Raw genomic sequence first — 24,663 nt, forward strand, 5'->3', positions numbered from 1 at the left:
AATACCAACTGGTTTAACAGAGGAATAAATAATGAGTAAAGCATACCCAAGATCATTTTCACATATTGGCATTTCAGTACCTAACGTAGAAGCAGCCCTGAAATTCTACACTGAAGTATTAGGTTGGTACGAAATTATGAAACCAACCGTCATTGTTGAAGATAATAGCCCTATTGGCGAAATGTGTACGGACGTATTCGGCGCTAATTGGGGTAAGTTTAAAATTGCTCATATGTCTACGGGCGATCGTATTGGTGTTGAATTATTTGAATTTAAAAATCAAGAAAACCCAGAAGACAACTTTGAGTATTGGAAAACAGGTGTATTCCATTTCTGTGTTCAAGATCCTAACCTAGAAGAGCTGGTTGAAAAAATAGTTGAAGCAGGCGGTAAAAAACGTATGGCAGAGCCACGTTATTATTACCCAGGAGAAAAACCATATCGCATGATTTATATGGAAGACCCGTTTGGCAATATCTTAGAAATATATAGCCATAGTTATGAGTTAACTTATGCTGCGGGCGCTTATTAATTTTATAGCACAAATAATATGAAGAAATCAGAGGTAAGGTTAATCTAAAAACCTTCCTCTACTTCAAAAGTTAACTGCTCTTTGGTTATCGGGTGACGAAAGCTTAATCGTTGTGCATGTAAATGAAGTCTATCAGCACTGGTGCCATATAAGCCATCACCAATAATAGGTAAGTTAAGGCCATCAGGGTGTGCGCAATGCATACGTAGTTGATGTGTTCTACCCGTAATAGGGTATAAAAATAACTTGCTGGTATTACCTATTTCTTCAATAAGCTGCCAATGCGTTTCAGCATACTTTCCGTGCTCGTGGCATACCATTTGTTTTGGTCTGTCATCAAAGTCACCACGCAGGGGTAAACATATCTCACCGGCGGTGTTTTCTAACTTACCCTCAATAGTTGCTACATAACGTTTGCTTACTTCTTTATCAAGAAACTGTTGTTGCAAGTTTTTATGAGCACGTTCATTCAGTGCTAACATTAATAAGCCAGAGGTAGCCATATCTAATCTATGGATAATCAAACTACCTGTTGCTTGAGGAAACTGTGCCTTAATACGGGTATATACAGAGTCTTTAATAGACTTTCCAGGCACAGACAATAAACCCGCGGGTTTATTAACTACCACGACATGCTCATCTTGAAAAACAATCTCTAAATCTAACCCTTCAGCGGGATTAATCAATAAAGGGTTTTCATCTACCTCCATACCGGTAAGCATGTGACTTAAAATGGGTTGGCATTTACCTTGGCAGGCGGGGTAGAAGTGTTGGTGTTTTCTTATTTCTGACTTAGGCTGTGTTCCCCACCAAAACTCAGCCATACATAACGGCGTTAGCTTATTTTCAAAGGCATACTGCAACATTTTTGGTGCAGCGCAATCACCAGATCCAGCCGGTGGTTTTTGCACTATGGTGTCGGAAAAAAGCTCAATTAAGTCTTTACGTTCTCCTTTACAGTTTAACATTTGGTATTGTTTGAAAAAATGTTTTTGCAGTGTTGTAGAACGCTTTTTTCTGATTTTTTTTAGTGACTCTATTTCATCGGTAAGTTGCAATAAACGACTTGAGGTTAAGTTAATACTTGTTTGATGATGTAGCTTTAATGCTTGTAGCGCTTTTTTATCCGTAACACTGGCGCGAGATAGTTCAATGCTAATATCTCTATGTTCGTCTTCAGGTAAACCAGCAGAGCTGAGCCAAGCGCGTTTTTCTTTACGTGCCTTTTTGTTCTCTCGCATTTGTTGCTGCAGACACACTATTTCTTCTTCAGACTTACCTACTTCTGTCTCTAATAAAAGTGTCAACTTACAAATGTCGGGATTGGCTTCTAATTGAGCAATGGTCTTGTTGATACCATTGATTTCAATTTGTTGTGTCTGCTCAAATTCACTCTGCTTATATGCTTGATGTATTGTGGGAACAAAGTTAATTTCAGCCCTCTCATCGGTACCACTTTCATTAGCATTGCCCGAAAGAGCGGATAAGTAACCAAGCGAGCCTTGCATATCTTTAACAATTAACACCCCATACATTCTACCTTGTTGCTCTGAATCGACAGGATGAAATCTTTTTAATTTCAGCTGTAACTCTTCACTTGCTGCTTGTGCTAAGGGATGTGTTTGATAATGAAAGGGGTAAGTAAACTTCGCAGGTAATTGGTACTGACTAATGTCACAAGTGAATTTAGTGAAACAGGATAAATGGCTGGTATTAAACATGATAGTGAACTAGCAAATAAGTTAAAAATAAAAGTCACGTCGGCGTATGCCTTAGGTGATGCTCTATAAGTAGTGTCTATTCTAATCGTTATCACTAATGACTGCACTGCTTAAATGTAAATGGAATAACGAATTTTTCTTTAGCATCATAATGAATAATAAACTGTCATTTTTTTACACTTGTACAATTAAGGGGGGTGCTGTTTTTTTATCTCATTGTCTTTACAATGAAATTTACATGTGGTAAGTCCTATGCATTTTTTTGTATAAGGAAAAGGAAGTCCACAGACGATATTTAAAATATTTATATATTAACTGAGGGGAAACTAATGAATATAGTGAAAAAAGCTTTGGCTATTGCAGCCATTGTACTAACAAGTTTTTCAGCTTCAGCCACACTGATTAATGTTGGTGGTGTTGAATGGGATCCTGATTATGTTTTTGACTTTAACGGAGTTGCTGGCGTTATTTATCAAGAAATTGATTTAGGAACAGGGAATTTAAGTGCTTACGGTAGGGTTACATCGTTAAATGGTCTAGGTGCTGCCGATTTATGCCCTGGTTGTGAATTAACTTTTCATTTTGGTGGTTATAATTTATCAGGAGCTGATGCTGCTTTAACAAGTGATTTTGAATATACAGGAGGTTGGATGAATTTTGGGTAGATAACACTGCGGATGCGCCAGTAAGCGATTCAAATCTATTAACTGCTGCTAACACCGGTCATGGCGGCGGAGAAAATGCATTATGGCTTTCACTGGCAGGGCATGTTTTTGCGGGTACAAAAACTACCCTCTTAGGAGGGACAAATTTAGCTGGCTTTCCTATAGGCGCAGGAGCGTTAGATGTCACTGGAGGGATAGCAATGGGGAATATAGATACCACCTCAATATTACTGCCTAATGATACTTCACTGGTCTGATCTTTGGTTCCACGTTTACTCATTTTGACAATGATGACTCAATAGCTTGGGGGACGGGCTCTGCTGACTTTAGTGGTGAATCAATTCCAGAGCCAACAACACTTGCTATCTTTGCTTTAGCTCTGATCGCACTAGCTATTAGAAGTCGTAATAAAAGAGTTTAATCTACTTCAATTATTATATGTCTAATACAAAAAAGGCCTTCATAAATGAAGGCATTTTTATTTTAATTCAGTTAAATCACATCAAGAATAGAGCCAATTATGATTAGTAATAAACATTGTAAAATAAACTGACAGTGCATGTACTCTATGCTTTTCAGCCTACTCAATTAATAAAAGGGACTAACTTCCACTAACAATCTCTATAGTACTAACGCCACTATGAATTAGTGCAGCATTACTAGGTAATTCTTCATTACCGGCTAGTAAGTAGATAACTTGTTGGCCTTTTTGAGCAAGCTCTAAGGCATGTTGGTAATTGAGCATAATCTTTGAACTGACACTTTGCGGATATTTTTCGGCATCGCGGCGAACATATTCAATTAACTCAATGTTGACATTGTCATCATAAAAAACAGCATCGGCAAATTGTAAAGTGCGATGGGCGTTTAAGGTTAAGTTGTCAGGGTTACCGTCAGTGGTATGAATAAAAACAATTTTGCCCGCAGGCGGTGCTACTTGTTCTTTTAAACTAACGATTAACTGTTGTTCGGCTTCTTGTTGATGACCATCAAGTAAATTTTGGCCTATCGGTCCTCGTAGGGTGTTCTCCCAAAAAGTACGGCGATTGGGGATGCCTTTAATACGTGCTTTTACATGATCACGAAACTTTAATGAAAAGTCAGCTAAGCGGCCATAACCTTGCGGTAATATTTTCTCTATTTGTTCGCGTAACATGCGAATGAGTATCGGGGCACTGCCTGAGCTTGAAAGTGCAATAATCATAGGCGAGCGATCAATAATAGCTGGCGTTATATAGGTACAAAGGGCAGGTTGGTCAACAACATTAGCAAGAATGTTAAACTCTAGCGCTTCATAATAAACTTGTTCATTAACGGCGGTATCATCGGTGGCAGCAATCACTAAGGTAATTTTGGTTAACAAACCTGCTTTATAATTATGCTGTAACCAACCTAATTGATTCTCGTTAATTAAGCGCTCAACACCTTCGGTAACGCTTGCCGCCATGATGGTAATGTTTGTTGTGGTCTTTAACAGTAATTCGATTTTACGGGCAGCAACATCACCACCACCAACGACCATGGCATTAATTTTACTACCATCAAGAAAAACGGGAAAATACTTCATCTACAAGCCAACTCTAACTAACGATTAATCAATATGCTCACATTAACATAACAGAAATAATAAAACCTTAATCTGTATTAAGTTGATGTTTAACCTGTTGTAACGCTTAACTTTGATTCACTGACCGCTAAACCATTAGCATCGCCATAAATAGTCCAACCAGGAATAAAGTCAATGCCAGCGAAATTAATAACTACATTCACATCACCGACACCTAACTTCTCTGTTTTTATCGGATTACAGCCAAGTGCTTTGACCGCAATAGCTAAAGTGCCAATAGTACCTGCATCACGAATACATCCGTTGATAACTACAGCCTGCCAATTATTTTTAACCGCATTTTCTGCTATCATATCGCCTAATAGGGCGCGGTTCATACTGCCTTTACCATCAACTACCAGTACTTTACCCTTACCATCAGAGGCTAATAGTTCTTTCACTTTTGAATTGTCTTCAAAGCAAGCCACAGTGACTATTTCGCCATAAAAAATGATCTGCTTGCCATAATCAATAAAAGCTTTGTCAGCAAGGTTAAGTTGTTCAGCATAGTGATCAAATAGGTCTGGTAGTAAATCCAACATGGTATTTTCCCTTTTATAGTTATTTATACCTACTCTAGCAGTAATGAATGATAAACTAGCATCAAGCTTATTTATTGCTACTATTTGCCAATTACATCGTCTATTTACATCAATGACAACGAGTAGCAACAAACACAATATACCAGTAGAGAAAATTAGATGCCTTGGATACAACTTAGATTAAGTGCCAACGAAGATAACGCCGAAAAATACAGTGACTGGCTTTCAGCCTGTGGCTCACAAGCCGTTACTTTTATTGATGCAAAAGACACCCCAATATATGAACCACTTCCGGGTGATGAAGTACTTTACTGGTCAAATACTGTTGTCATGGGATTATTCGACGCTAGCCACGATATGGATAAAGTGATTAGTTATTTACAAGGTATTCATCCCGATAAAGATCAAATGCAGTACAAGCTTGAACAATTAGAAGATAAAGACTGGGAACGTGAATGGATGGATAATTTCCACCCAATGAAATTTGGTGAACGTTTATGGGTTTGTCCTAGCTGGCGCGATGTTCCAGATCCTGATGCAGTTAATGTCATGTTAGATCCTGGCCTTGCTTTTGGTACAGGAACTCACCCAACCACTGCTTTATGTTTAACCTGGTTAGACGGCTTAGACTTACAAGATAAAACTGTAGTCGATTTTGGTTGTGGCTCCGGCATTTTATCATTAGCAGCACTTAAGTTAGGTGCAAAGAAAGTTATTGGTATTGATATCGACCCACAAGCACTGCAAGCAAGTCTTGCTAATGCAGAACGTAATAATGTTTCCGATAGACTTGAGTTGTATTTACCTAAAGATCAGCCTAAATTTAAAGCTGATGTTGTTGTAGCAAATATTCTAGCTGGACCATTACGCGAGTTAGCGCCAACTATCATGGAATTCGTTGGTGATAAAGGTTTGTTAGCTTTATCTGGCGTATTAGAAGAGCAAGCTGAAGTGTTACAAACAATGTACGGGCAATGGTGTGATATGGAACCTGTAAGCATACAAGAAGAATGGGTTCGCTTAAATGGACAAAGAAAGTAACTTCATTTAGCTATGAGTGTCATCCCCGAGTTGTCTTATCGGACGTGGCAAGGATGCCACTTATTAGATAATGCAGACGGTACAGGAAGTACTTTATTAGATAATGCAGGAGCAATTATCCTGAGCACATTATCCTAGAGCCAGCACTTTTCTCTCTTAGCAATTAAGACGTAATACTCCATGAGTTGTCTAATGACTTCTCTTTGTTTGGCGGTTCAAATAACATTACTTGGTTACGACCAGTATTCTTAGCGATATACATTGCGCTATCGGCATCTTTAAGTAAGTCGGTTAGACGAAAGCCCGATCGTTTTAAATCGGTCACACCAAAACTGGCGGTAAGAGAAAAATTAGTACCGGAAGTTTTACTAACAATACTTTCTATAGCAATCCTACACGCTTCGGCCCTACTATAAGCTTTATCAATATTTGTGCTAGGTAATAACAAGCAAAACTCTTCCCCTCCTAATCGAGCAAATACATCATTACTTTTACCTATGGCTTGGCAGACTTTAATGGTTTCTTTTAATGCCCAATCGCCACAAATGTGCCCATGATTATCATTTATCTTTTTGAAATGGTCTAAATCAAACATGATGACACTTAAGTCTTGCTGAGCAGTTTTACAATATCTTATGGCGCTAACTGCCACATAATTAAAGTGTCGACGATTATATATTCCGGTTAACTCATCGCTTTGTGAAAGTATTTTTACTCGTTTATGCACGCGCCATAAATGTGTGCCCCATATCGACAATATACTCATTAATAGAATCAGAATTGCAATGCCCAATTGCACGTTGCGTATTTTAGTTTCAGCTAAAGCTTGCTTAGTTATTAGTAAATTGTTTTGTTCATTGAGTAATTTTATTTTACTGATTTGTTCCAAACTATCATGCTCAGCGAGCTGAAAGGCAAAATGCTTAGCTTTGACTTCATTAATAAATGCTTTATCAAACTGGGCATACTGCTTGAAATAACGTAGTGCTAAAGTGGGGTTGTTTTGCTTTTCAGCGACTTGGAATAAAACTCGGTAGCTATCTCTACCTCGCTCGACACCAGTATTACCCTTATTGAGTAACATCGCTTTAGTGGCATAATATTTAGCATTTTCCATGTCATTTAATTGAAAATATGCTTGAGCAATAACATTATCAATAGCGGCTATGAGCATAGGGAATAACGTACTCTGTACTTCATCAGCATAAGGTAAAAGCAAATTCAGCGCTTGTTCTGGTGCATTGGATTGTAAATATAACTTGGCTTGATGTCGGCGTATTGCATTAGACCCAATGTTGTTTTTACTGGTAATACAAAGCTTCAGAGCATCACTTATTGCAGGACTATTCACCTTGAGCTGCCCTAAGTTAAACTTTGCTTCGAGGTAATATTGTTTCGCAAAACATCTTTTGTGCGGAGATAGGTCATGTAGCTCTAATTGCGCAATATGCTCTAACGCAAAATCATATTTTTTTATGCTGATATAAAATATAACAGTAGCTAGCAAACTATTCTGAATGACGCTGTTATCCGTTATTTTGTTTATAATCAGATTATTCTCAGCAATATACTGTAAACCATCGGCCCACTTATGGTTTATTGCCGACAAGTTTATAAGGGTATGATTAGCTCTAAATTTAAGTTGAATATCAGAACTTGAGTGTAAAATGGCTTTAAGTTTTTTCTCCGCTTTATCGTGCTCACCAATATAAGCGAAATGATAGCCCTGTAAATAATTAAGGAATTGTCGATGAGCGGGGGTAAAGTCAGCACTTTGTTGATTAAGTTCTTTGAGTAATTGCCTGAATAGCGTTGGATCACTTAATCTACTATCATCAGCAAGTTTAAATTTTTTTGCGATATCGTTACTGATAATAAGTGCATCAGCTAGGTGAGGCTTTTGTTCACTTGCCCCGATACTATTAGCCGAGGTAAGCAACAAGCAAAGTAATAGCAATCTAAAAGTAATAAAAAAATAGACGAACAGGGGAGATATAGCCTTTAGATGACTAATTTTTTTTTGAGCTACGTTGTTGTTAGGCCAGGGGCTTACTTCTATCACGTTTATTTATTTCCTGACTTGGCAGTAATACGCTTTTATTTATTCTCAGTTCATAGCAAAATAGAGAATTAATCGGGGTGTATAACTAGTCATTTTAAATAGAAAATATTTAATCGTTAATCAATAGAGTGATACAGCAACTCACTAACTAATGGACTCAATTTAGTATAGCAGTAAAGTCTTGTATACAGGGCTAGATAGGCGAATTTCCAGGGATAAATATATGGCTCGATTATTAAGAGGCAACACTCCATGAATTATCTAGCAATTTTTCATTATCATCTTTTTTAGGTTCAAAAACAGTCAACCTATTTCGACCCGCATGTTTAGATTCATAAGCGGCAAAGTCAGCATCAGTTAATAGTTTCTCTAAATCAAAACCAGAGCGAGTTACGTCGGTTATACCGAAGCTGGCAGTAATGGTAAAGTTATTACCAGACTCCTCAGTAATGGTATTTTCAATAGCAGCGCGACAAGCTTCAGCACGTAAAACTGCAGCATCAATATTGCAACTGGGTAATAATATACAAAATTCTTCACCACCTAAACGGGCAAATATATCATTTTTTCGCCCAATGGTTTTGCACACTCTAATGGTTTCTTTTAACGCCCAGTCACCACAGATATGACCAAAAGTATCATTGATTTTTTTGAAGTTATCTAAATCAAACATAATCAGACTTAAATCTTGTTCCGCACTTTGACAATATTTTAATGCGCTCGTGGCAACTTGAGCAAAGTGTCTACGGTTATAGATTCCCGTTAATTCATCATATTCAGACAAGGCTTTTACCCGTTTATGAGATCGCCATAAGCGAGCTCCCCAAAGCGTTATCATAATAATGATAAAAGTCATTACGGTAATAATTTGCTGGATATTAGTCACCTTGTTGTTGGCTAATACTTGTTCGGCAGCTAAAAAATTATTTTGCTTATTCAACAGTGTTATTTGACTTTCATGTTCAAAAGTTTGTAGTTTAGCCAATTGGAATGCCAAATGTTTCGATTTTTCACCCTTTAAACGTTCTGTTTCTGATTCACTAAATTTCTCATGATAGCTCAATGCTAAGTCGATTTTTTTTTCTTGCTTAGCGATGAGATAAAGAAGCCTGTAGCTATCAGTATTCTGAAAAGCATCGATATATTTATTAGCTTTTACTGCTTCTAATGCGTATTTTTTTGCGTTATGTAAGTTATCTATTTTAAAGTAACTATTAGCTAATATGTTGTGCATGCGAACAGTCAGCATTGGGTAGAGAGTTGCATTGATTTCATCATAGTGAGGCAATAATGAAGTAAGCGCTTTACCCGCGTCATGCGCCTCTAAATATAATTTTGCTCGGTATACACGAATGATATTGGTATATAGCTTATTCCCTGCATTCATACATATGTTTAAAGCAGCATCAATACTTTTATCATCTGGTTTTATTTGTTGAAGATTCATTTTTGCTTCAAGTGATAACTGCTCAACAAAACAATTATGTTGCAGAGATAAGTTTTCACGTTTAATTAAAGCGAGATCTTTAAGGACTAAATTATATTGTTGAATTTGGTTGTAAAACATCATGGCAGTAAGGATGCTTACTTGATAATGCTCCTCATCTTTAATGAAAGAGAGCATTTCTTTATTTAAAGCAATATGCCTTAAACCGTCAGACCAGTCTTTTTTTGCTGCTGCAACGCTTATTAACGTGTAGTTAGCTCTAAACCTAATCAAATTGTTTGCACTAGACGATAATATTTCTGTAAATAAGTTATCTGCGAGATCATATTCACCACGGTAAGTTGCTAAATCACCTTGAAGAAATTGGTAATAATAGCGTTGTTCTACAGTAAATGAATCAGTTACCTGCGACAATTCGATCAATAACCTTTTGTATACCTGAGGGTCATCACGTCTATTTTTATCCGCTAATAAAAGCTTATCAGATATCTCTTGAGAATTTATTCTAAATAGTTCGTGCGGTGTGGTCTTATCAGGCTGAAAGCTGGGGGACGCAACTACTTTACTCGATGTAGTCCAACTTAAAATAGTAATAGATAACGATAGGAATATCAGCCACTTTTTTGAGTGACAACTGTCTTTTAGTTCCTTTAAAATGCAGATGTTATTCATGTTTAATTTATTCTATTTTTAAAAGTTAGTTGCGAATGTTTTGATGCAAGTGACAATTTCTATCTCATTACTCTCTTCTGGAACCATCAATGGTACACATTTAATCATGGGTAAATCATATATTGTCTCAGCTAAACGTTCCGTATTTTTACTGATAATGGCAGAAACTTGATATTCAGTGAAATTGGCAATAACTAACATATTAGTTACTGCACTATCGTTATTGAGTGACGAGTCACTGGCCATTTTTACTAATACTTCAATTACGTTACTCATACTACTTACTCCATTGTGTTTTTTCGATACGGTTACGATAATGCTCTGGCGATAAATTTTTATGTTATAAAACGAGGCTCAATTCAGGACCATTTTTTATACGCTTTTCTTTTTTATCTATTGCCACTAATTTTGCCAGTACTGCTTCGTTAGGTTGCATGGTGCTACAAGGGGGGATTACTAAGGTGGTATGCATGAATAATTCAGCATCAACAAGCTCAGTGAGTAATATTTTGTCATCACGCATGGCATCAATAGCAATACCTTTAGCTTGATAAAGAATAACCTCGTGATCACGGGGATAATGTTCAAGTAACAAATCAACTAAAACCTGACGATAAGCTTTACCCGTAGAGAACTTACCTAACGATTTATCACCAGCAAGGGCAACTTGCCATAAGATTAAATGCGCAGAGGTATCAATATTGCGCTTATAGAACATAAACTGGCTAGTTTCATAATGCATGCAGCCTGTCTTACCTGGGTCTATCCCCAAGTCGGCATACAAACAATCTTCAGCAGATATGCCTGGTTCCATAGTGGCAGGTAGCTCTTCGGCTTTCGCTTTTTTAATCGCTCGGTGGCTAACACAGGCAAACACCCCCGGATGTCCATAAAATGCAGCAACTACTTTTTTACCATCACGGACTTCGCCTAAAATAGTATTAACCATTTCGTTGTAAGTAATGTTGCGGTTTTTACCTTCTTCGTAGAAGCGTTGTAAACAGCGAACATCTGTATTCATGCCTTCAAGCCATTTTTGGGCAAAGCCATTGGCCATCAGTGAAAATACTACATCTGCTTGTTCGATATGACTTTTGGAGATAGGGCTAATATGCGCACCTAAAGTCATGCCAGTACCAACACACACTAAACTGCCTGACATGGTAAAATCCTTTTTATTCTTAGGGGTAATCTGGGGATAACAACGGTGCGATGCCTACTAAAAAAGGAAAGTCGTAGCATTGTTCTTATTTTGTAACTAAATTACCAGATGCAGGTATCAGGGGCAATCAGTATATTACTTTATAGTACTGTTTTTACTGATAAGACTTAATCGATGGCAATGACTATTTTTTAGAGTTTGGCGTGGCAAATAGTTGCGTAATTACCTTAGCTTGCCACTGGCTTTGGTCAAAATACTGATAGCCATTTTCGGAGGTGGTATCTTGTACGCTGGCTTCGAAAACATAGCCTATTTTTCGCAATATACGTTGTGTTGCTCTGTTTTTATTCGCATAAAAAGCATTGATTCTATCAATATTAAAATGCTTAAACCCGTATTCCATTATCGCGGAAACCGCTTCTTCAGGCAGTAGTTTACCGTTAGCTTTAGTGGCTAACATAATACCAATCTCTACTTGGTCAATAGGCAAAGTGCTTGGTTTAGTGGTTTGACTTGCAGCTAACCAAGAAAAAGCTTGAGTACCTATGATCTCATCGGTTTTTTTATCGACAATTGCCCATGTGCGCACGGTATTTTTTACAAGGTTATTGGCTGCTAACGCACGATGAAAAGCCGCTTGTGCTTTTGCTTGGGTTAGTGGTTCGCCAACCACTCGCATCATTTTTTTGTCGGTGTATTGATAACAATAAAAGGCTTCATCTGCCATTATTAATGGTCGTATGAGTAGCCGCTCCGTGGCAAAACTGTGCATGTTTAACTCTTTAATGATATATAAATATTATGAATGGATTAGCAACTCAGGGCTATATATAATCCCATGAGCTATCTAACTTCTTTGAATTGTCTACTTAAGGTACTTCGAATAGAGTGACACGATTACGTCCGGAATTTTTTGAAGCATATGCGGCAAAATCAGCATCTGCTAATAGCTTATCTAAATTAAAACCTGAGCGCTTAGCATCGGTAACACCAAAGCTAGCAGTGATTGAAAAGTCACAACCCGATTCTTCAGTAATTATCTCTTCAATGGCCGCTCTACAAGCTTCTGCACGTAGCATAGCAGCGGCAATATTACAGCTAGGTAAGACTAAACAAAACTCTTCACCCCCTAAACGGGCAAATATGTCATTTTGTCGACCAATACTTTGACACGCCTTGATAGTTGCTTTTAATGCCCAATCACCACAGGCATGACCAAACGAGTCGCTAACCTTTTTGAAGTGATCTAAATCGAACATAATCACACTCAATTCCTGCTCAGCATTTTTACAATACTTTAAAGCACTGTTGGTTACCTGGGCAAAATGACCACGATTATAAATACCGGTTAACGCATCATATTCTGCCAGTTCTTTCACGCGTTTATGTGCCTTCCATAATCTCCCGCCCCATAGCGTTAATAAGGCTAACGTTACTGTTAATATGGTAATCATTAATTGAATATTGGCAACTTTAGCTTTGTCTAAGGCTTGTTCACTGATTAACAGAGCATTTTTTTCATTGAGTAACTGTATTTGGCTTTCTTGTTCATAAGCATTGTGTTCTGCTAGCTGAAACGCTAAGTGTTTTTCAGATGATTTATTCGTATAAATATCTTTTAATTCAATATATTTTTCATTGTATTGCAAAGCTAGTTCATAACTTGAATTGAGTTTTGCAATCTCATAAAGAATTTTTTGTGATTCCACTACTTTTCTTGTTGTAGGCATGGTCTTAGCTAATGTTATGGCTTTTAACGCAAATCGCTCACTTTCTTTTAAATCACCTTCTAAAAAAAAGGATTGCGATAAAAGTGAGTAGGCTCGAGTAATGAGCCGTACATACTTAGTAGATTCAATTGCTTGTATGTGTTTGAGTAAGGTTTCTTTACCTTCAATAAAGTTACCATTATTTATTTGTGTTTCAGCTACGAATGAGCGGATCAAATTTTCAGCTATAGGCTCACTTTTACAGGCATCTAAAGCGTCATCTAAAACTGGATCTGTTAGTTTAATTGAAGTGTTAAATATTGCCTCGATTTTAAACATTTTAGCCATGCAGATTTGCCTAGGTTTTAATGCTATTTTCTCAAGGTTTTGCGCATACTTTAAGCCTAGTGAGTATTGACCTATCTGGTTATAAAACATAGCAGCGAGAGCAAGTCCATTTTGCTTAAGTTCTTCATCTTCAATCTCTGGTAGGGTATCTAATAGTTTGGATAGATGTGATAAACCATCAGTCCAATTTTGGTCATAAGCGTAGAAATTAACCATTGTTATTCTACATCGAAGTTTTATCATTTTATCTGCATCTGAAGATAAGATAGTTTCCAGAATGGGAAGTGCAGAATGTGCTTTACCAGTGAATACTAATTGATATGCTTGTAAATATTTTAAAAGGTATTTTTGTTGGGGTTTCAATTGAACAGTATTAGTTGCAATATCTTCTAGTAAATTTGCAAACTCAATTGGGTGAGTACTTTTTATTTGTTCAGCTTTAATTAATTGTTCAGAAACATTATCTGCATATGAATCAAAAGATAAAAACAGTAGAAATATATTGAGAAATATCAGAGAATTCCTACTGTAAAATTTTGGCATCATTTTCTACCAATTTACGACCGTCTTAGTTTTTTCTTCATCGTTTTCTTCTTCCTTAACCGGCTCACCGTCTTCAGCAGGAATTAAAAAGCAAACAATATCTCGGTAAACGTTTAGTTGACGTTCTAGCGATAAGACATCGTTAGCAATAATCGCTTTACTTTGGTCAGCATTGATTTCTGTATTTGTTACAAACGACTCAATAGCTTGCTTACTCTGTAAGTTAGCGTTGCTTGCCATGTGAGCTAAAACTTCAATTACCTTAGTCATATACATTCTCCATTTTATTTTTGTTATTAACTAAGCTAGTGGTGATTTATATAAGTAACCACTCTGCTTTAGCTCAGTACAACCTAAATTACCAGATAAAGTACAGCTAAAGCAATGGCGTTTTCTGATTTTATCAGTTTGTTATTACTAAGATTTTGTGAAAAGAAAGTTAATTATATCCCCATGATGGATCTAGTTTTTCTGTTTCTGTCTTGTCAGGTACGGAAAACATGGTGACTCTATTGCGGCCAACATGTTTTGAGGCATAAGTGGCAAAATCAGCATCTGCCATCAGTTGTTCTAAATTATATCCCGAACGTTTAACGTCAGTAACACCAAAACTGGCGGTGAGGGTAAAATCACAGCCCGATGCGGTTGTAATAATAGCTTCAATGGCAGCGCGGCAATCTTCGGCGCGCATCATAGCGGTTTCAATATTACAGCTGGGTAGTATTATGCAAAATTCTTCGCCCCCTAAACGGGCAAAAACATCATTCTTTCGACCAATACTCTCACAGGCTTTAGTGGTTTCTTTTAGCGCCCAATCGCCACAAGCATGACCAAAAGAGTCATTTACCTTTTTGAAGTGATCTAAATCGAACATTATCAGACTGAGTTCTTGTTCGGCATTTTTACAATATTCTAGAGCACTATTAGTGACTTGGGTAAAATGGCCTCTATTATAAACGCCTGTTAAAGGATCGTACTCCGCTAGCTCTTTTACACGTTTATGATCACGACATAAACGTAAGCCAAAGAGTGTTAACGAGACAATAATAAATGTGAGTAAACTTAATAATAAATGCCTATTATGAACTTTTGTTTCGACTAAAGCCTGCTCAGCAGCGAGTAAGCTGTTCTTTTCATTCAATAAATTTATTTCGTTCTGTTGCATTAAGTTTTTATTTTTAGCTAACTGAAAAGCTAAGTTTTTAGTTTTAATGTCATCCGAATAGATTATTTCTAACTCAGTATATTTTTCATGAAAACTCAGCGCCGAGCTGGAATTATTTTCTGTTTTAGCTATTTCATAAAGTAATTTGTATGCTTTAGCTGCTTGATTAACATTACTATTATTTTTATTGGTTAACAGTGCCTCTTCTGCATAATGTTTACTGTTGGTTAAATCATTAGCTTGCCAGTAAGCCTGCGCCAAAACATTGTTCACACCAGTAATTAGTTCGGGGTAATGTGTGCTTTTTACCACTTCGATATAAGGTAATAAGCTATTAATTGCCTCATTGATATTTTGTTCAGTTAAATAAGCTCTTGCTTGATAAACACGAATAATGCTGCTGACCATAGCATCATTGATTTTTTCACAGCTATTGAGCGCATTATATATGGCAGGATCTCTGCTGGTCAGTTTATTTAAATGAAATTTTGACTCGATAAATAATTGCTTTGCAAGGCAGTCAATTTTTGGTGATACAGTTAATACCGATAACTCACTGATATAGTGTAAAGATAGCTCGTATTGATGCATTTTTTTATAAAAAGTGATGATTGCAATTAAATGCGCTTGAGTGTGGTCAGTGTCGTCAATTAGGGCAGATTCTTTAATATTTTTAGCAATAAGTACTAAACCTTCAAACCACATTTTTTTTCTAGCGTAGACATGAATTAGTGTATAACTTGCACGGAACTTTATCAGCTTGTTAGCGCTTGATGCCAATAAATTAGTAAATGATTTTTCAGCATTATTAAACCTACCTTGATAGGTGTGCTGATAGCCTAGTAAGAAATTAAATAACGATTGTTGTTCGTTGGTAAAATCACTCACTTTTGTGAGCTCTTTCATTACTTTTTGAAATATTAGTGGCTGATAGCGCCTTGTCTCATCGGCGAGTTTAAGTTTCGCTGAATTATCACTAATACTAGTAATTGTGCTTGTTTGTTGACTGTATGTGATATTGCTAAAAGTAATTAGCCATAAAAATAATACCACTGTAACTTGAGTCAGAAGATATTGCTTACTTTCAACATTATTTGAAGTCACAGCCGTATAATTCCTTTAGTTGGCTAATTTTAATAAGCTCGTTTATTTACTGTTTAGGTCGCTATGCATTAATTACAAAGTGGTGCGTACTTTTAGCTTCTTTACTCTGACTTTCTTCTTGGCTTTGTTGTTCTTCATCTTCCGCAGGGTGAACAACTGAACACATAGAAAGTGGAAAGTTAGCAATAGTTTCAGCTAAACGTTCACTATCTTGCGCTAATATTGCTTGTTTTTGCTCAGTTGAAATTTCAGCATGTTCTAATAACGCTGTGATTTCTTGTTTAGTTGTTAAGCTTGGGTTGTTAGCCAGTGTTGCTAATACGTTTATTACTTTACTCATACGGCTTACTCCATTTTTTATTGTTATTACTATTATTGTTCGTATTGTTAATATTACTTTTTGTACTTGTTCAAGTGTTAAATAAAACCCAGGTCGACATTGCATCAGATCACTTGTTGCCTAAAATAGCAGGTATGTAACACTTAAGGCAATGGTGTTCATTATTTTATTACGCTTCATCACGCTGTTTTTATTAACAATGTTTAATCGGTAACACAGCGTATTGCTTTAGGGGAAAAGCTATAAAATTGAAGCGATTACTTTGTGTGATTTTTTGCCTGTAGTCATTCCCGAGGAATGCTGTAGGGCATTTATTCTATCTTTACTCTTTCTGCTTAGCAAATTTCACTACGCCGGTTTTATCTACCGAGCGGTCAAATACCACGTAATAATTATTTAACAAGGGTAAGCCAATAATGCTTTGGTTGGGCCATTGTGGTAACTGGCTCAATAAGCGAAAACAAGCCTTGTTGTTATTAGGGGTATTTATTTGCCAGTAAGTCTCAGGCTTACAAGCTAGTTGCACTATTATTTCGGCTGATGTGGTTGTTGCTGCCTCACCAACAAAGTTGAAATACAGTGTTGGCCACTCTGACAGTGTTAACTCACTTACATCGATACCTGTTAATTGTGCACTCATGTCTTTAAAAGGGGCTAAACATTGGGCAAAGTTGCTGTTATAAGCAATGAGGTCGTTAATGACTTGTTGGTAAATGTCAGCTGTTAATACAATACCACCTGCACCGGTATCAATAATGGCATTAGTTAAATAGCCTTTACGATGTTTTTGGTCAAGTGGTGCTGCAGTTATGGGGTTGCTTGTACCTACCTGAACAGATGTTAGATCGACATTATAATAAACATCGTGTTCTACCGTGATACTTTGAAATTCACCCTGGTATAAATCGTTTTGTTCTTCACCACCACCCAAAATGAGTAGACCTTTGTTTAATGGATCTTTAGCTAACTCAAGGGCGGGTGTTTTGTCGGTATTGTTGGCATTAATGTTTATGGCAGAACGCTTGCTATAGATAGCAAACTTGTTGGCACTGAGTTGCTGTTGTTCTAATAAGGTGAAGTAGGGCGTAACGTCATGTTCGGGATACTTCCACATTAATTTTTTAAAACTGGCTAGATTTTCACTTACTTCATCACTAAAAGGCCAAGGGTAACTGAGCGCAGGATGAATATTATGCTCAGTAAAGTAATCGCTAAAATCAAAACTTTTGTTTAGGTGATGATAAGCCAACCCTAAAATACCATCGGCAGCACCAAAGGTTTTACTTTGCTTGGCAGAATGTACCAGGGCAACGGGCGCGTCACTCAAGTTCATACTCGGATTTTTTGCGATGTTTTGCGGATGTTCACAGTGATGGCAATGCTCATGAATATTAATGTTGGTATATATAACAGGACCATTCCAGCCGCCAACACCGTAATTAACTTCTTGTACTGCGGTACTTGGTGTTAATTTTTTATCAAGGACTGCTTGGTAGGTGCTACTTTTTACTACCAGGGTACTGCTACCTGTATCGAGTAGTAGGTTAACGGGAGATTTTTCACTACCTAGATGTAAGGTTACGCTGTAATCACCTTGTCCAAATACATTGGTGATAGGCATTCTCAAAATTGTTGTTTTTGTATTTAGCATAGTGTCTGGCATTTGTTTATAATTATTATTGATTTAGCTATTGCTTTAACTTCACTTTAGCGACGCAGTGTTATTTTACTCTGCCACAGTTGTAGCCTTTATTCGAGCTAACTTTACGTCATATTTGGCTTTGTCTTTTTTTGTCGCATTTGTCAACAAATTTGTTAGTGAATTGTACAATTTACGCCCACTTTAATACTTTAATAAATGTCAATATCAAAAAGGCGAATAAAATCAAATATTGTTCAAATTCTATGCTTTTCAATTGAAAAAAAGAGGTGTAAACTTAGCGCCCTTTTGAAAGGTAGCTCAAAAAAACAGCAGTATGAAAATAGGCACGTATCAACTCAATTCTCAGGTAATGCTTGCCCCTATGGCAGGGATCACCGATCAACCTTTTCGACAATTATGTTGTCAATTGGGTGCGGGTTTAGCGGTATCTGAAATGCTTTCGTCAAACCCGAAAGTGTGGAACACCGAGAAATCTCAATTGAGAATGGTGCATAGCGATGCTGCGGGTATTCGTTCGGTACAAATTGCCGGAAGTTGTCCTGAAGAATTAGCGTTTGCTGCGAAAGTAAATGCTGATAACGGCGCGCAAATTATTGATATCAATATGGGCTGCCCTGCAAAAAAGGTAAATAAGAAATTAGCGGGTTCGGCATTATTGAAAGAACCAGCATTGGTTGAACGTATTGTTCGGTCGGTGGTGAATGCGGTAAATATTCCGGTCACGCTAAAAATTCGCACAGGATGGTGTGAAGATACTCGTAATGGTATTGAAATAGCTAAAATTGCCGAAGGTAGTGGTATAGCATCACTCGCAGTGCATGGCCGTACTCGTAATGACTTTTATAAAGGCAATGCGGAATACGACACTATTAAAGCAATAAAAGCAGCGATTTCAATTCCGGTAGTGGCAAATGGTGATATTACGTCACCTGAAAAGGCACTGCAGGTGTTAACCCTTACGGGAGCAGATGCCATAATGATTGGCCGTGGTGCACAGGGTCGTCCGTGGATTTTTCGAGAAATTAATCATTTTTTGACAACGGGCAATAAAATGTTAGCACCAGCATTGAGTGAAGTACGCTCAATTGTATTGGCCCATGTTATGGAGTTACATCAGTTTTACGGCGATTTCAAAGGTGTGATGATCGCCCGAAAACACGTGTCTTGGTATGTACATAACCTCGTTGATTGCCTTGAAGGCTTCAGCGCAGCGTTTAACATTGACCAAGGCAAAGCGTTTAGAGCTATTTTTAATGGTTTAGCGTCGACCGATGAACAATTGGTGACGTTAGACAAATTTTTTGATGATTTTGCTACTGGTTCCTTTTAGGGGCGAGTGCAAATTGTTGTAGTTTTATTTTATTTTTATTAACAAAAGAAAGAGTTATATCATATGTTCGAACAAAATGTTTCTTCTCCATTTATTACTGGCGATATTCAGACACAAACTAAGACTTCTCCATTACGTACTCAAGCTAAAATCGCAATCAGCAACTACTTATCACAATTAAATGGTAACGATGTTGATGATATGTATGACCTTGTATTGAGCGAGATTGAAGCGCCAATGTTAGAAGAAGTTATGATGTATACTCGTGGTAACCAAACACGCGCAGCCAACTTGTTAGGCATTAACCGCGGTACGTTACGCAAGAAACTTAAAAAATACGGTATGAACTAAGCCAGTATTTTTATATAAAGCACCTTCGGGTGCTTTTATGTTTTATAGCACTCTAAATCACTTTAAATAATCATGTAACTTTGCAAGTTAGCGCTATCAGTTAATGATAATAGGCTAGCAGTACGTTACAACTAAAAAGGTAAACAAAATGGATACTCCACGTCCAATTAAACGCGCACTATTAAGTGTTTCTGATAAAGCAGGCATCGTTGAATTTGCTCGTCGCTTAAGTGAGAAAGGTGTTGATCTTCTTTCTACTGGCGGTACAGCAAAATTATTAGCTGAAAACGGCATCAAAGTAACTGAAGTATCTGATTACACAGGTCACCCAGAAATCATGGATGGTCGTGTTAAAACATTACACCCTAAAGTACATGGCGGCATTTTAGCGCGTCGTGGTATTGATGAAACGGTAATGGCAGAAAACGATATCAGCGCAATTGATATGGTAGTGGTTAACTTGTACCCGTTTGCTAATGCAGTGAGTGATGAAAATTGTTCATTAGAAAATGCGATTGAAAACATTGATATTGGTGGCCCAACGATGGTTCGTGCCGCTGCTAAGAACCATAAAGACGTAACTATTGTTGTTAACGCAAGCGATTACGATCGTGTATTAACAGAATTAGATAACAACAATGATTCATTAACGTATAAAACACGTTTTGATCTAGCCATTGCTGCTTATGAGCACACTGCTAGCTATGATGGAATGATCGCTAACTACTTTGGTAAAATGTTACCAGCTTACGGCGAAACTGAATCGACAGCGTCTTTTGACAATAAAGTTAAATTTCCACGCACTTTTAATAGCCAGTTTATTAAAACACAAGATTTACGTTACGGTGAAAACTCGCATCAAGATGCTGCTTTTTATAAAGAAGCGAACCCTGAAGAAGCGTCAGTTTCTACTGCGACTCAATTACAAGGCAAAGCTTTATCTTATAACAACATTGCTGATACTGATGCAGCATTAGAGTGTGTTAAAGAATTTGATGAGCCAGCTTGTGTAATTGTTAAACACGCTAACCCTTGTGGTGTTGCCATTGGTGATAACATTTTAGCAGCTTATGAAGGCGCTTATAAAACTGACCCAACTTCTGCTTTTGGTGGCATCATCGCGTTTAACCGTGAGTTAGATGCAGATACTGCTGAAGCCATTGTTTCTCGTCAATTCGTTGAAGTAATTATTGCACCAAGCGTTTCAGATGCTGCAGCGCAAATTGTTGCTGCTAAACCTAACCTACGTTTATTAGAATGTGGCCAGTGGGATACTAAAACCACAGGCTTAGATTTTAAACGCGTTAATGGTGGTTTATTAGTACAAGATACAGACCAAGGTCGCGTAACAAGTGATGACTTAACGGTTGTTACTAAACGTCAACCTACAGCAGACGAAATGCGTGATTTACAATTTTGTTGGAAAGTAGCAAAATTTGTTAAATCTAACGCGATTGTTTACGTTAAAAATAGCTCCACTATCGGTGTCGGCGCTGGCCAAATGAGCCGCGTATACTCTGCGAAAGTTGCGGGTATTAAAGCTGCTGATGAAAACTTAGAAGTTAAAGGTTCAGTAATGGCCTCTGATGCATTCTTCCCATTCCGTGATGGTCTAGACGCAGCTGCTGAAGCGGGCATTACTGCCGTAATTCAGCCGGGTGGCTCTATGCGTGACAATGAAGTTATTGCCGCAGCAGACGAACATAACATCGCGATGGTATTCACCGGTATGCGTCACTTCCGCCATTAACAGACAACCTGTTGCTAGAGAACACAAACTCTTCACGATAAGTACTCACGTATAGTGATACGCTCCGTGCTTATCGTTTGATTTTGAATCCTCTGCTTAAAGGTTGTCTGTTAAGGTGAGATAAAAAGTATAGAAGAAAAGCAGTGTTGATTTATTTACTTACAATGAAAATAAGTATGGTAATAAATCAACGCTGCTTGTTTGTTTCAAATCTGTTATAAATATTGCCGTTAATTAATATCTTAAATCAATATATACTTGTTTCACTTCAAGATTGTAGGCTTACATCTTGAAATAACAAGGATATATCAGAGATATTGACCTAAATACTAATAATTTTACAAGGAAAATAGTTATGACAATTAAAACAAACACGCTTAAATCAATCGCTATTGCAGTGACTTTAAGCTGTGGAGCATTAAGTTTATCTGCTACTGCGCATGACACACATGCACATGAAAACATGGCTTCATCAAAAGTCCTTGAAAATGCTGTGTCAGGTGATCATCGTACCGCTGAAAATAAAGCGCGTGATCAATACCGTCATCCTGTTGAAACATTGAACTTTTTTGGTTTTATGCCAAATATGACTGTCGTTGAAATTACGCCAGGTAGTGGTTGGTACACAGAAATACTCGCACCAGCGTTAAAAGGTACCGGTAAACTATACGGTGCTCATTACCCTGATACGGGTGAAGATAATTACTACAGCAATTCTCGTAAAAAATTAGTGAAAAAACTGGCATCAGATGTTGTTTTTAGTGAAGTCGTTTTAACCGACTTTACCCCACGTCAAGAAAGTCAATTAGCGCCACAAGGTACTGCTGATTTAGTCTTAACGTTTAGAAATCTACATAACTGGAAAGATGCTGGTGTAGAGCAAGTATTTAAAGATGCTTTTAATGCACTTAAACCCGGTGGCGTTTTAGGTGTAGTTGAACACAGACTGCCTGCAGGTGCGGATGCTAAGGTAGCCGTGGGATATGTTGCTGAAGCTAACACCATTAAACAAGCTAAAGCGGCCGGTTTTAGATTTGTAGCATCAAGTGAAATTAACGCTAATCCAAAAGATTTAGCGCAATATAAAGTCTGGACCTTACCACCTAGCTTAGCGCTTAAAGATAAAGACAGAGCAAAATATTTAGCGATTGGCGAAAGCGATCGTATGACATTAAAATTTGTTAAACCAGCCAAGTAATTACTGGTTTAGCGCATAAGAAAATTAACAGGAAAAAATATGAAAATCTTAGTTATTGGCGGCGGCGGTCGTGAACATGCATTAGCATGGAAAGCGGCTCAATCAAGTCAGGTTACTACAGTATTTGTTGCTCCAGGTAATGCTGGTACGGCGACGGAAGCAAAATTAAAAAATGTTGCTATCGATATTAGTGATAATGCTGCCTTAGTTGCTTTTGCTCAAAGTGAAGACGTTGCCTTAACTATTGTTGGCCCAGAACAACCACTTGTTGATGGTGTTGTTGATGCTTTCCAAGCACAAGGTTTAGCTATTTTTGGTCCAAGTGCCAAAGCTGCTCAACTTGAAGGTTCAAAGTCATTTACTAAAGATTTCTTAGCACGTAATAATATACCATCAGGCAGCTATGAAAAATTCACTGAAGTTGAACCTGCATTGGCTTATGTTCGTCAGCAGGGCGCACCCATTGTTGTTAAAGCCGATGGCTTAGCGGCAGGTAAAGGCGTTATTGTTGCGTTAACATTAAAAGAAGCTGAAGACGCTATTACAGATATGTTAGCGGGTAATGCTTTTGGTGATGCTGGACATCGCGTGGTGATTGAAGAGTTTCTTGAAGGTGAAGAAGCTAGTTTCATCGTAATGGTTGATGGCAAAAATGTTTTGCCAATGGCGACAAGCCAAGATCATAAACGTGCATTAAATGGTGATTTAGGCCCAAACACTGGTGGCATGGGGGCATATTCTCCAGCCGCAGTAGTTACGGCTGAAATTCATGATCGTATTATGTCTGAAGTAATTATGCCGACGGTTGAAGGCATGGCGAACGAAGATGCTCCTTATAGTGGCTTCTTATATGCTGGTTTAATGATAGCAAGCGATGGTACACCGAACGTTATTGAATATAACTGTCGTTTTGGTGATCCTGAAACACAACCTATTATGATGCGCTTAAAATCAGATTTAGTTGAATTATGTCTAGCTGCTACACGTGGTGAATTAGATAAAGCAACGATCGAATTTGATAGTCGCGCAGCTGTAGGTGTAGTACTTGCCGCACAAGCTTATCCTGCAAGTTATCCCAAAGGTGATGTAATCTCTGGTTTAGATACAAATAGTAACGTATTAGCCAAAACATTCCACGCCGGTACTAAGTTGAACGAACAGGGTCAGGTTGTTACTAATGGTGGTCGTGTACTTTGTGCTACTGCATTAGGTAATACTGTAACAGAAGCACAACAAACGGCTTATGAGTTACTACACCAAATTAGCTGGAAAGGTGTCGAGTTTAGAACTGATATTGCTTATCGTGCTATCGAACGTGAACAAGAAAACAGCTAGCTAAAATTTTGCATAGATAAAGCTGAGAGATCACAACTGTGATCTCTCTCATTTACGCTATGATCATTTAGTTAACTTTAAAAAAACCGACTTTAATGTCGGTTTTTTATTATTTGTTGAAAACTGAATGAAATAGAGTGTCACAAGATAGTTAAACGGGCACGTTTATCTACAGATAAATAGTAATACGAATACATCTGAATAATAAGTTCTGTGTGATAAATTGACCAAGGATCTTTTGTGATCGTGCTATATAGCCCAATAAGAAAGCTATGTGTACATAAAATGTTCGAACAAGTGTAAATGTTAAAATAAACCTTGATCAAAAGCAAAAAGTCTCTAAAATGCGCCACCAGTTCCAAGGGGTAACCCAAAGA

23 protein-coding genes are annotated in these 24,663 nt (G+C 37.5%); 10 read left to right on the plus strand and 13 right to left on the minus strand.

The window, feature by feature from the left end; all coding sequences use genetic code 11:
• Positions 1 to 31 precede the first annotated feature (31 nt).
• Positions 32 to 532 (plus strand): lactoylglutathione lyase family protein, encoded by a 501-nt coding sequence (locus CXF71_RS05050; protein ID WP_101231887.1) that lies wholly within the window; start codon positions 32 to 34, stop codon positions 530 to 532.
• 44 nt (positions 533 to 576) lie between these two features.
• On the opposite strand, the gene CXF71_RS05055 is transcribed toward CXF71_RS05050, so the two are convergent.
• Positions 577 to 2,253 carry an RluA family pseudouridine synthase gene (locus CXF71_RS05055; RefSeq protein WP_101231888.1) on the minus strand — a complete coding sequence of 559 codons (1,677 nt, stop codon included), beginning with the start codon at positions 2,251 to 2,253 and terminating at the stop codon, positions 577 to 579.
• A 329-nt stretch (positions 2,254 to 2,582) separates the two neighbouring features.
• On the opposite strand from CXF71_RS05055, the gene CXF71_RS05060 reads away from it, so the two are divergent.
• The 3 genes from CXF71_RS05060 (at position 2,583) to CXF71_RS21920 (ending at position 3,339) form a co-directional block, all read left to right on the plus strand.
• Complete coding sequence (locus tag CXF71_RS05060) at positions 2,583 to 2,918, plus strand: hypothetical protein (protein ID WP_101231889.1); 336 nt, start codon at positions 2,583 to 2,585, stop codon at positions 2,916 to 2,918.
• Positions 2,900 to 3,175: a hypothetical protein gene (locus CXF71_RS05065; protein WP_101231890.1), complete on the plus strand. Its 276-nt coding sequence runs from the start codon at positions 2,900 to 2,902 to the stop codon at positions 3,173 to 3,175. The genes CXF71_RS05060 and CXF71_RS05065 overlap by 19 nt, the downstream gene beginning before the upstream one ends.
• Positions 3,176 to 3,258: 83 nt before the next feature.
• Positions 3,259 to 3,339, plus strand: coding sequence for a PEP-CTERM sorting domain-containing protein (locus tag CXF71_RS21920; RefSeq protein ID WP_442871917.1), 81 nt, complete (start codon positions 3,259 to 3,261; stop codon positions 3,337 to 3,339).
• Positions 3,340 to 3,519: 180 nt separating this feature from the next.
• On the opposite strand, the gene CXF71_RS05075 is transcribed toward CXF71_RS21920, so the two are convergent.
• Positions 3,520 to 4,485, minus strand: a complete 966-nt coding sequence (locus CXF71_RS05075; protein WP_101231891.1) for an NAD(P)-dependent oxidoreductase — start codon at positions 4,483 to 4,485, stop codon at positions 3,520 to 3,522.
• Positions 4,486 to 4,574: 89 nt separating this feature from the next.
• On the minus strand, positions 4,575 to 5,066 hold the full coding sequence (locus CXF71_RS05080; protein WP_101231892.1) for a putative 4-hydroxy-4-methyl-2-oxoglutarate aldolase: 492 nt from the start codon (positions 5,064 to 5,066) through the stop codon (positions 4,575 to 4,577).
• A 159-nt stretch (positions 5,067 to 5,225) separates the two neighbouring features.
• On the opposite strand from CXF71_RS05080, the gene prmA reads away from it, so the two are divergent.
• The gene (gene prmA, locus CXF71_RS05085) at positions 5,226 to 6,107 is read left to right on the plus strand and encodes a 50S ribosomal protein L11 methyltransferase (protein ID WP_101231893.1); all 882 of its coding nucleotides are present in this window, start codon (positions 5,226 to 5,228) and stop codon (positions 6,105 to 6,107) included.
• Positions 6,108 to 6,270: 163 nt separating this feature from the next.
• Here the strand turns inward: prmA and CXF71_RS05090 are convergent, their stop codons facing one another.
• The 10 genes from CXF71_RS05090 to CXF71_RS05135 form a co-directional block, all read right to left on the minus strand.
• Positions 6,271 to 8,169, minus strand: a complete 1,899-nt coding sequence (locus CXF71_RS05090; protein WP_232771386.1) for a tetratricopeptide repeat-containing diguanylate cyclase — start codon at positions 8,167 to 8,169, stop codon at positions 6,271 to 6,273.
• Between the two features lie 235 nt (positions 8,170 to 8,404).
• Positions 8,405 to 10,288, minus strand: coding sequence for a GGDEF domain-containing protein (locus tag CXF71_RS05095; RefSeq protein ID WP_101231894.1), 1,884 nt, complete (start codon positions 10,286 to 10,288; stop codon positions 8,405 to 8,407).
• Positions 10,289 to 10,306: 18 nt separating this feature from the next.
• A complete protein-coding gene (locus CXF71_RS05100; protein WP_101231895.1) occupies positions 10,307 to 10,564 on the minus strand; it encodes a hypothetical protein in 258 nt (85 codons plus the stop codon).
• 64 nt (positions 10,565 to 10,628) lie between these two features.
• Entirely contained in the window at positions 10,629 to 11,450 is an 822-nt protein-coding gene (locus tag CXF71_RS05105) for an SAM-dependent methyltransferase (RefSeq protein ID WP_101231896.1), read from the minus strand.
• A 184-nt stretch (positions 11,451 to 11,634) separates the two neighbouring features.
• Positions 11,635 to 12,222, minus strand: a complete 588-nt coding sequence (locus CXF71_RS05110) for a GNAT family N-acetyltransferase (RefSeq protein WP_101231897.1) — start codon at positions 12,220 to 12,222, stop codon at positions 11,635 to 11,637.
• A 97-nt stretch (positions 12,223 to 12,319) separates the two neighbouring features.
• Positions 12,320 to 14,053, minus strand: a complete 1,734-nt coding sequence (locus tag CXF71_RS05115; protein ID WP_101231898.1) for a GGDEF domain-containing protein — start codon at positions 14,051 to 14,053, stop codon at positions 12,320 to 12,322.
• Between the two features lie 3 nt (positions 14,054 to 14,056).
• The gene (locus tag CXF71_RS05120) at positions 14,057 to 14,320 is read right to left on the minus strand and encodes a hypothetical protein (protein ID WP_101231899.1); all 264 of its coding nucleotides are present in this window, start codon (positions 14,318 to 14,320) and stop codon (positions 14,057 to 14,059) included.
• A gap of 169 nt (positions 14,321 to 14,489) precedes the next feature.
• On the minus strand, positions 14,490 to 16,319 hold the full coding sequence (locus CXF71_RS05125; RefSeq protein ID WP_101231900.1) for a GGDEF domain-containing protein: 1,830 nt from the start codon (positions 16,317 to 16,319) through the stop codon (positions 14,490 to 14,492).
• Between the two features lie 61 nt (positions 16,320 to 16,380).
• Positions 16,381 to 16,659: a hypothetical protein gene (locus CXF71_RS05130; RefSeq protein WP_101231901.1), complete on the minus strand. Its 279-nt coding sequence runs from the start codon at positions 16,657 to 16,659 to the stop codon at positions 16,381 to 16,383.
• 322 nt (positions 16,660 to 16,981) lie between these two features.
• A complete protein-coding gene (locus tag CXF71_RS05135; RefSeq protein WP_157826696.1) occupies positions 16,982 to 18,310 on the minus strand; it encodes a pepsin-like aspartic protease in 1,329 nt (442 codons plus the stop codon).
• A gap of 325 nt (positions 18,311 to 18,635) precedes the next feature.
• On the opposite strand from CXF71_RS05135, the gene dusB reads away from it, so the two are divergent.
• From dusB to purD, 5 genes are all read left to right on the plus strand, one after another.
• Positions 18,636 to 19,652 carry a tRNA dihydrouridine synthase DusB gene (gene dusB / locus CXF71_RS05140; RefSeq protein WP_101231903.1) on the plus strand — a complete coding sequence of 339 codons (1,017 nt, stop codon included), beginning with the start codon at positions 18,636 to 18,638 and terminating at the stop codon, positions 19,650 to 19,652.
• Positions 19,653 to 19,715: 63 nt separating this feature from the next.
• Positions 19,716 to 20,003: a DNA-binding transcriptional regulator Fis gene (gene fis / locus CXF71_RS05145; protein ID WP_101228723.1), complete on the plus strand. Its 288-nt coding sequence runs from the start codon at positions 19,716 to 19,718 to the stop codon at positions 20,001 to 20,003.
• Positions 20,004 to 20,151: 148 nt separating this feature from the next.
• Positions 20,152 to 21,753 carry a bifunctional phosphoribosylaminoimidazolecarboxamide formyltransferase/IMP cyclohydrolase gene (gene purH / locus CXF71_RS05150; protein WP_101231904.1) on the plus strand — a complete coding sequence of 534 codons (1,602 nt, stop codon included), beginning with the start codon at positions 20,152 to 20,154 and terminating at the stop codon, positions 21,751 to 21,753.
• Positions 21,754 to 22,108: 355 nt separating this feature from the next.
• The gene (locus CXF71_RS05155) at positions 22,109 to 22,951 is read left to right on the plus strand and encodes a class I SAM-dependent methyltransferase (protein ID WP_101231905.1); all 843 of its coding nucleotides are present in this window, start codon (positions 22,109 to 22,111) and stop codon (positions 22,949 to 22,951) included.
• Positions 22,952 to 22,990: 39 nt separating this feature from the next.
• Complete coding sequence (gene purD, locus CXF71_RS05160; RefSeq protein ID WP_101231906.1) at positions 22,991 to 24,286, plus strand: phosphoribosylamine--glycine ligase; 1,296 nt, start codon at positions 22,991 to 22,993, stop codon at positions 24,284 to 24,286.
• Positions 24,287 to 24,663 lie beyond the last annotated feature (377 nt).

This window comes from Colwellia sp. 12G3, assembly GCF_002836775.1.
Lineage (GTDB): Bacteria > Pseudomonadota > Gammaproteobacteria > Enterobacterales > Alteromonadaceae > Colwellia.

Coding starts and splice junctions, on each gene's coding strand:
- purH (WP_101231904.1), top strand. CDS start 20,152: ATGGATACTCCACGTCCAATTAAACGCGCACTATTAAGTGTTTCTGAT.
- CXF71_RS05060 (WP_101231889.1), top strand. CDS start 2,583: ATGAATATAGTGAAAAAAGCTTTGGCTATTGCAGCCATTGTACTAACA.
- CXF71_RS05050 (WP_101231887.1), top strand. CDS start 32: ATGAGTAAAGCATACCCAAGATCATTTTCACATATTGGCATTTCAGTA.
- CXF71_RS05110 (WP_101231897.1), bottom strand. CDS start 12,222: ATGCACAGTTTTGCCACGGAGCGGCTACTCATACGACCATTAATAATG.
- purD (WP_101231906.1), top strand. CDS start 22,991: ATGAAAATCTTAGTTATTGGCGGCGGCGGTCGTGAACATGCATTAGCA.
- CXF71_RS05105 (WP_101231896.1), bottom strand. CDS start 11,450: ATGTCAGGCAGTTTAGTGTGTGTTGGTACTGGCATGACTTTAGGTGCG.
- CXF71_RS05075 (WP_101231891.1), bottom strand. CDS start 4,485: ATGAAGTATTTTCCCGTTTTTCTTGATGGTAGTAAAATTAATGCCATG.
- CXF71_RS05120 (WP_101231899.1), bottom strand. CDS start 14,320: ATGACTAAGGTAATTGAAGTTTTAGCTCACATGGCAAGCAACGCTAAC.
- CXF71_RS05100 (WP_101231895.1), bottom strand. CDS start 10,564: ATGAGTAACGTAATTGAAGTATTAGTAAAAATGGCCAGTGACTCGTCA.
- CXF71_RS05130 (WP_101231901.1), bottom strand. CDS start 16,659: ATGAGTAAAGTAATAAACGTATTAGCAACACTGGCTAACAACCCAAGC.
- CXF71_RS05155 (WP_101231905.1), top strand. CDS start 22,109: ATGACAATTAAAACAAACACGCTTAAATCAATCGCTATTGCAGTGACT.
- dusB (WP_101231903.1), top strand. CDS start 18,636: ATGAAAATAGGCACGTATCAACTCAATTCTCAGGTAATGCTTGCCCCT.
- CXF71_RS05095 (WP_101231894.1), bottom strand. CDS start 10,288: ATGAATAACATCTGCATTTTAAAGGAACTAAAAGACAGTTGTCACTCA.
- CXF71_RS05135 (WP_157826696.1), bottom strand. CDS start 18,310: ATGCTAAATACAAAAACAACAATTTTGAGAATGCCTATCACCAATGTA.
- CXF71_RS05080 (WP_101231892.1), bottom strand. CDS start 5,066: ATGTTGGATTTACTACCAGACCTATTTGATCACTATGCTGAACAACTT.
- CXF71_RS05055 (WP_101231888.1), bottom strand. CDS start 2,253: ATGTTTAATACCAGCCATTTATCCTGTTTCACTAAATTCACTTGTGAC.
- prmA (WP_101231893.1), top strand. CDS start 5,226: ATGCCTTGGATACAACTTAGATTAAGTGCCAACGAAGATAACGCCGAA.
- fis (WP_101228723.1), top strand. CDS start 19,716: ATGTTCGAACAAAATGTTTCTTCTCCATTTATTACTGGCGATATTCAG.
- CXF71_RS05115 (WP_101231898.1), bottom strand. CDS start 14,053: ATGATGCCAAAATTTTACAGTAGGAATTCTCTGATATTTCTCAATATA.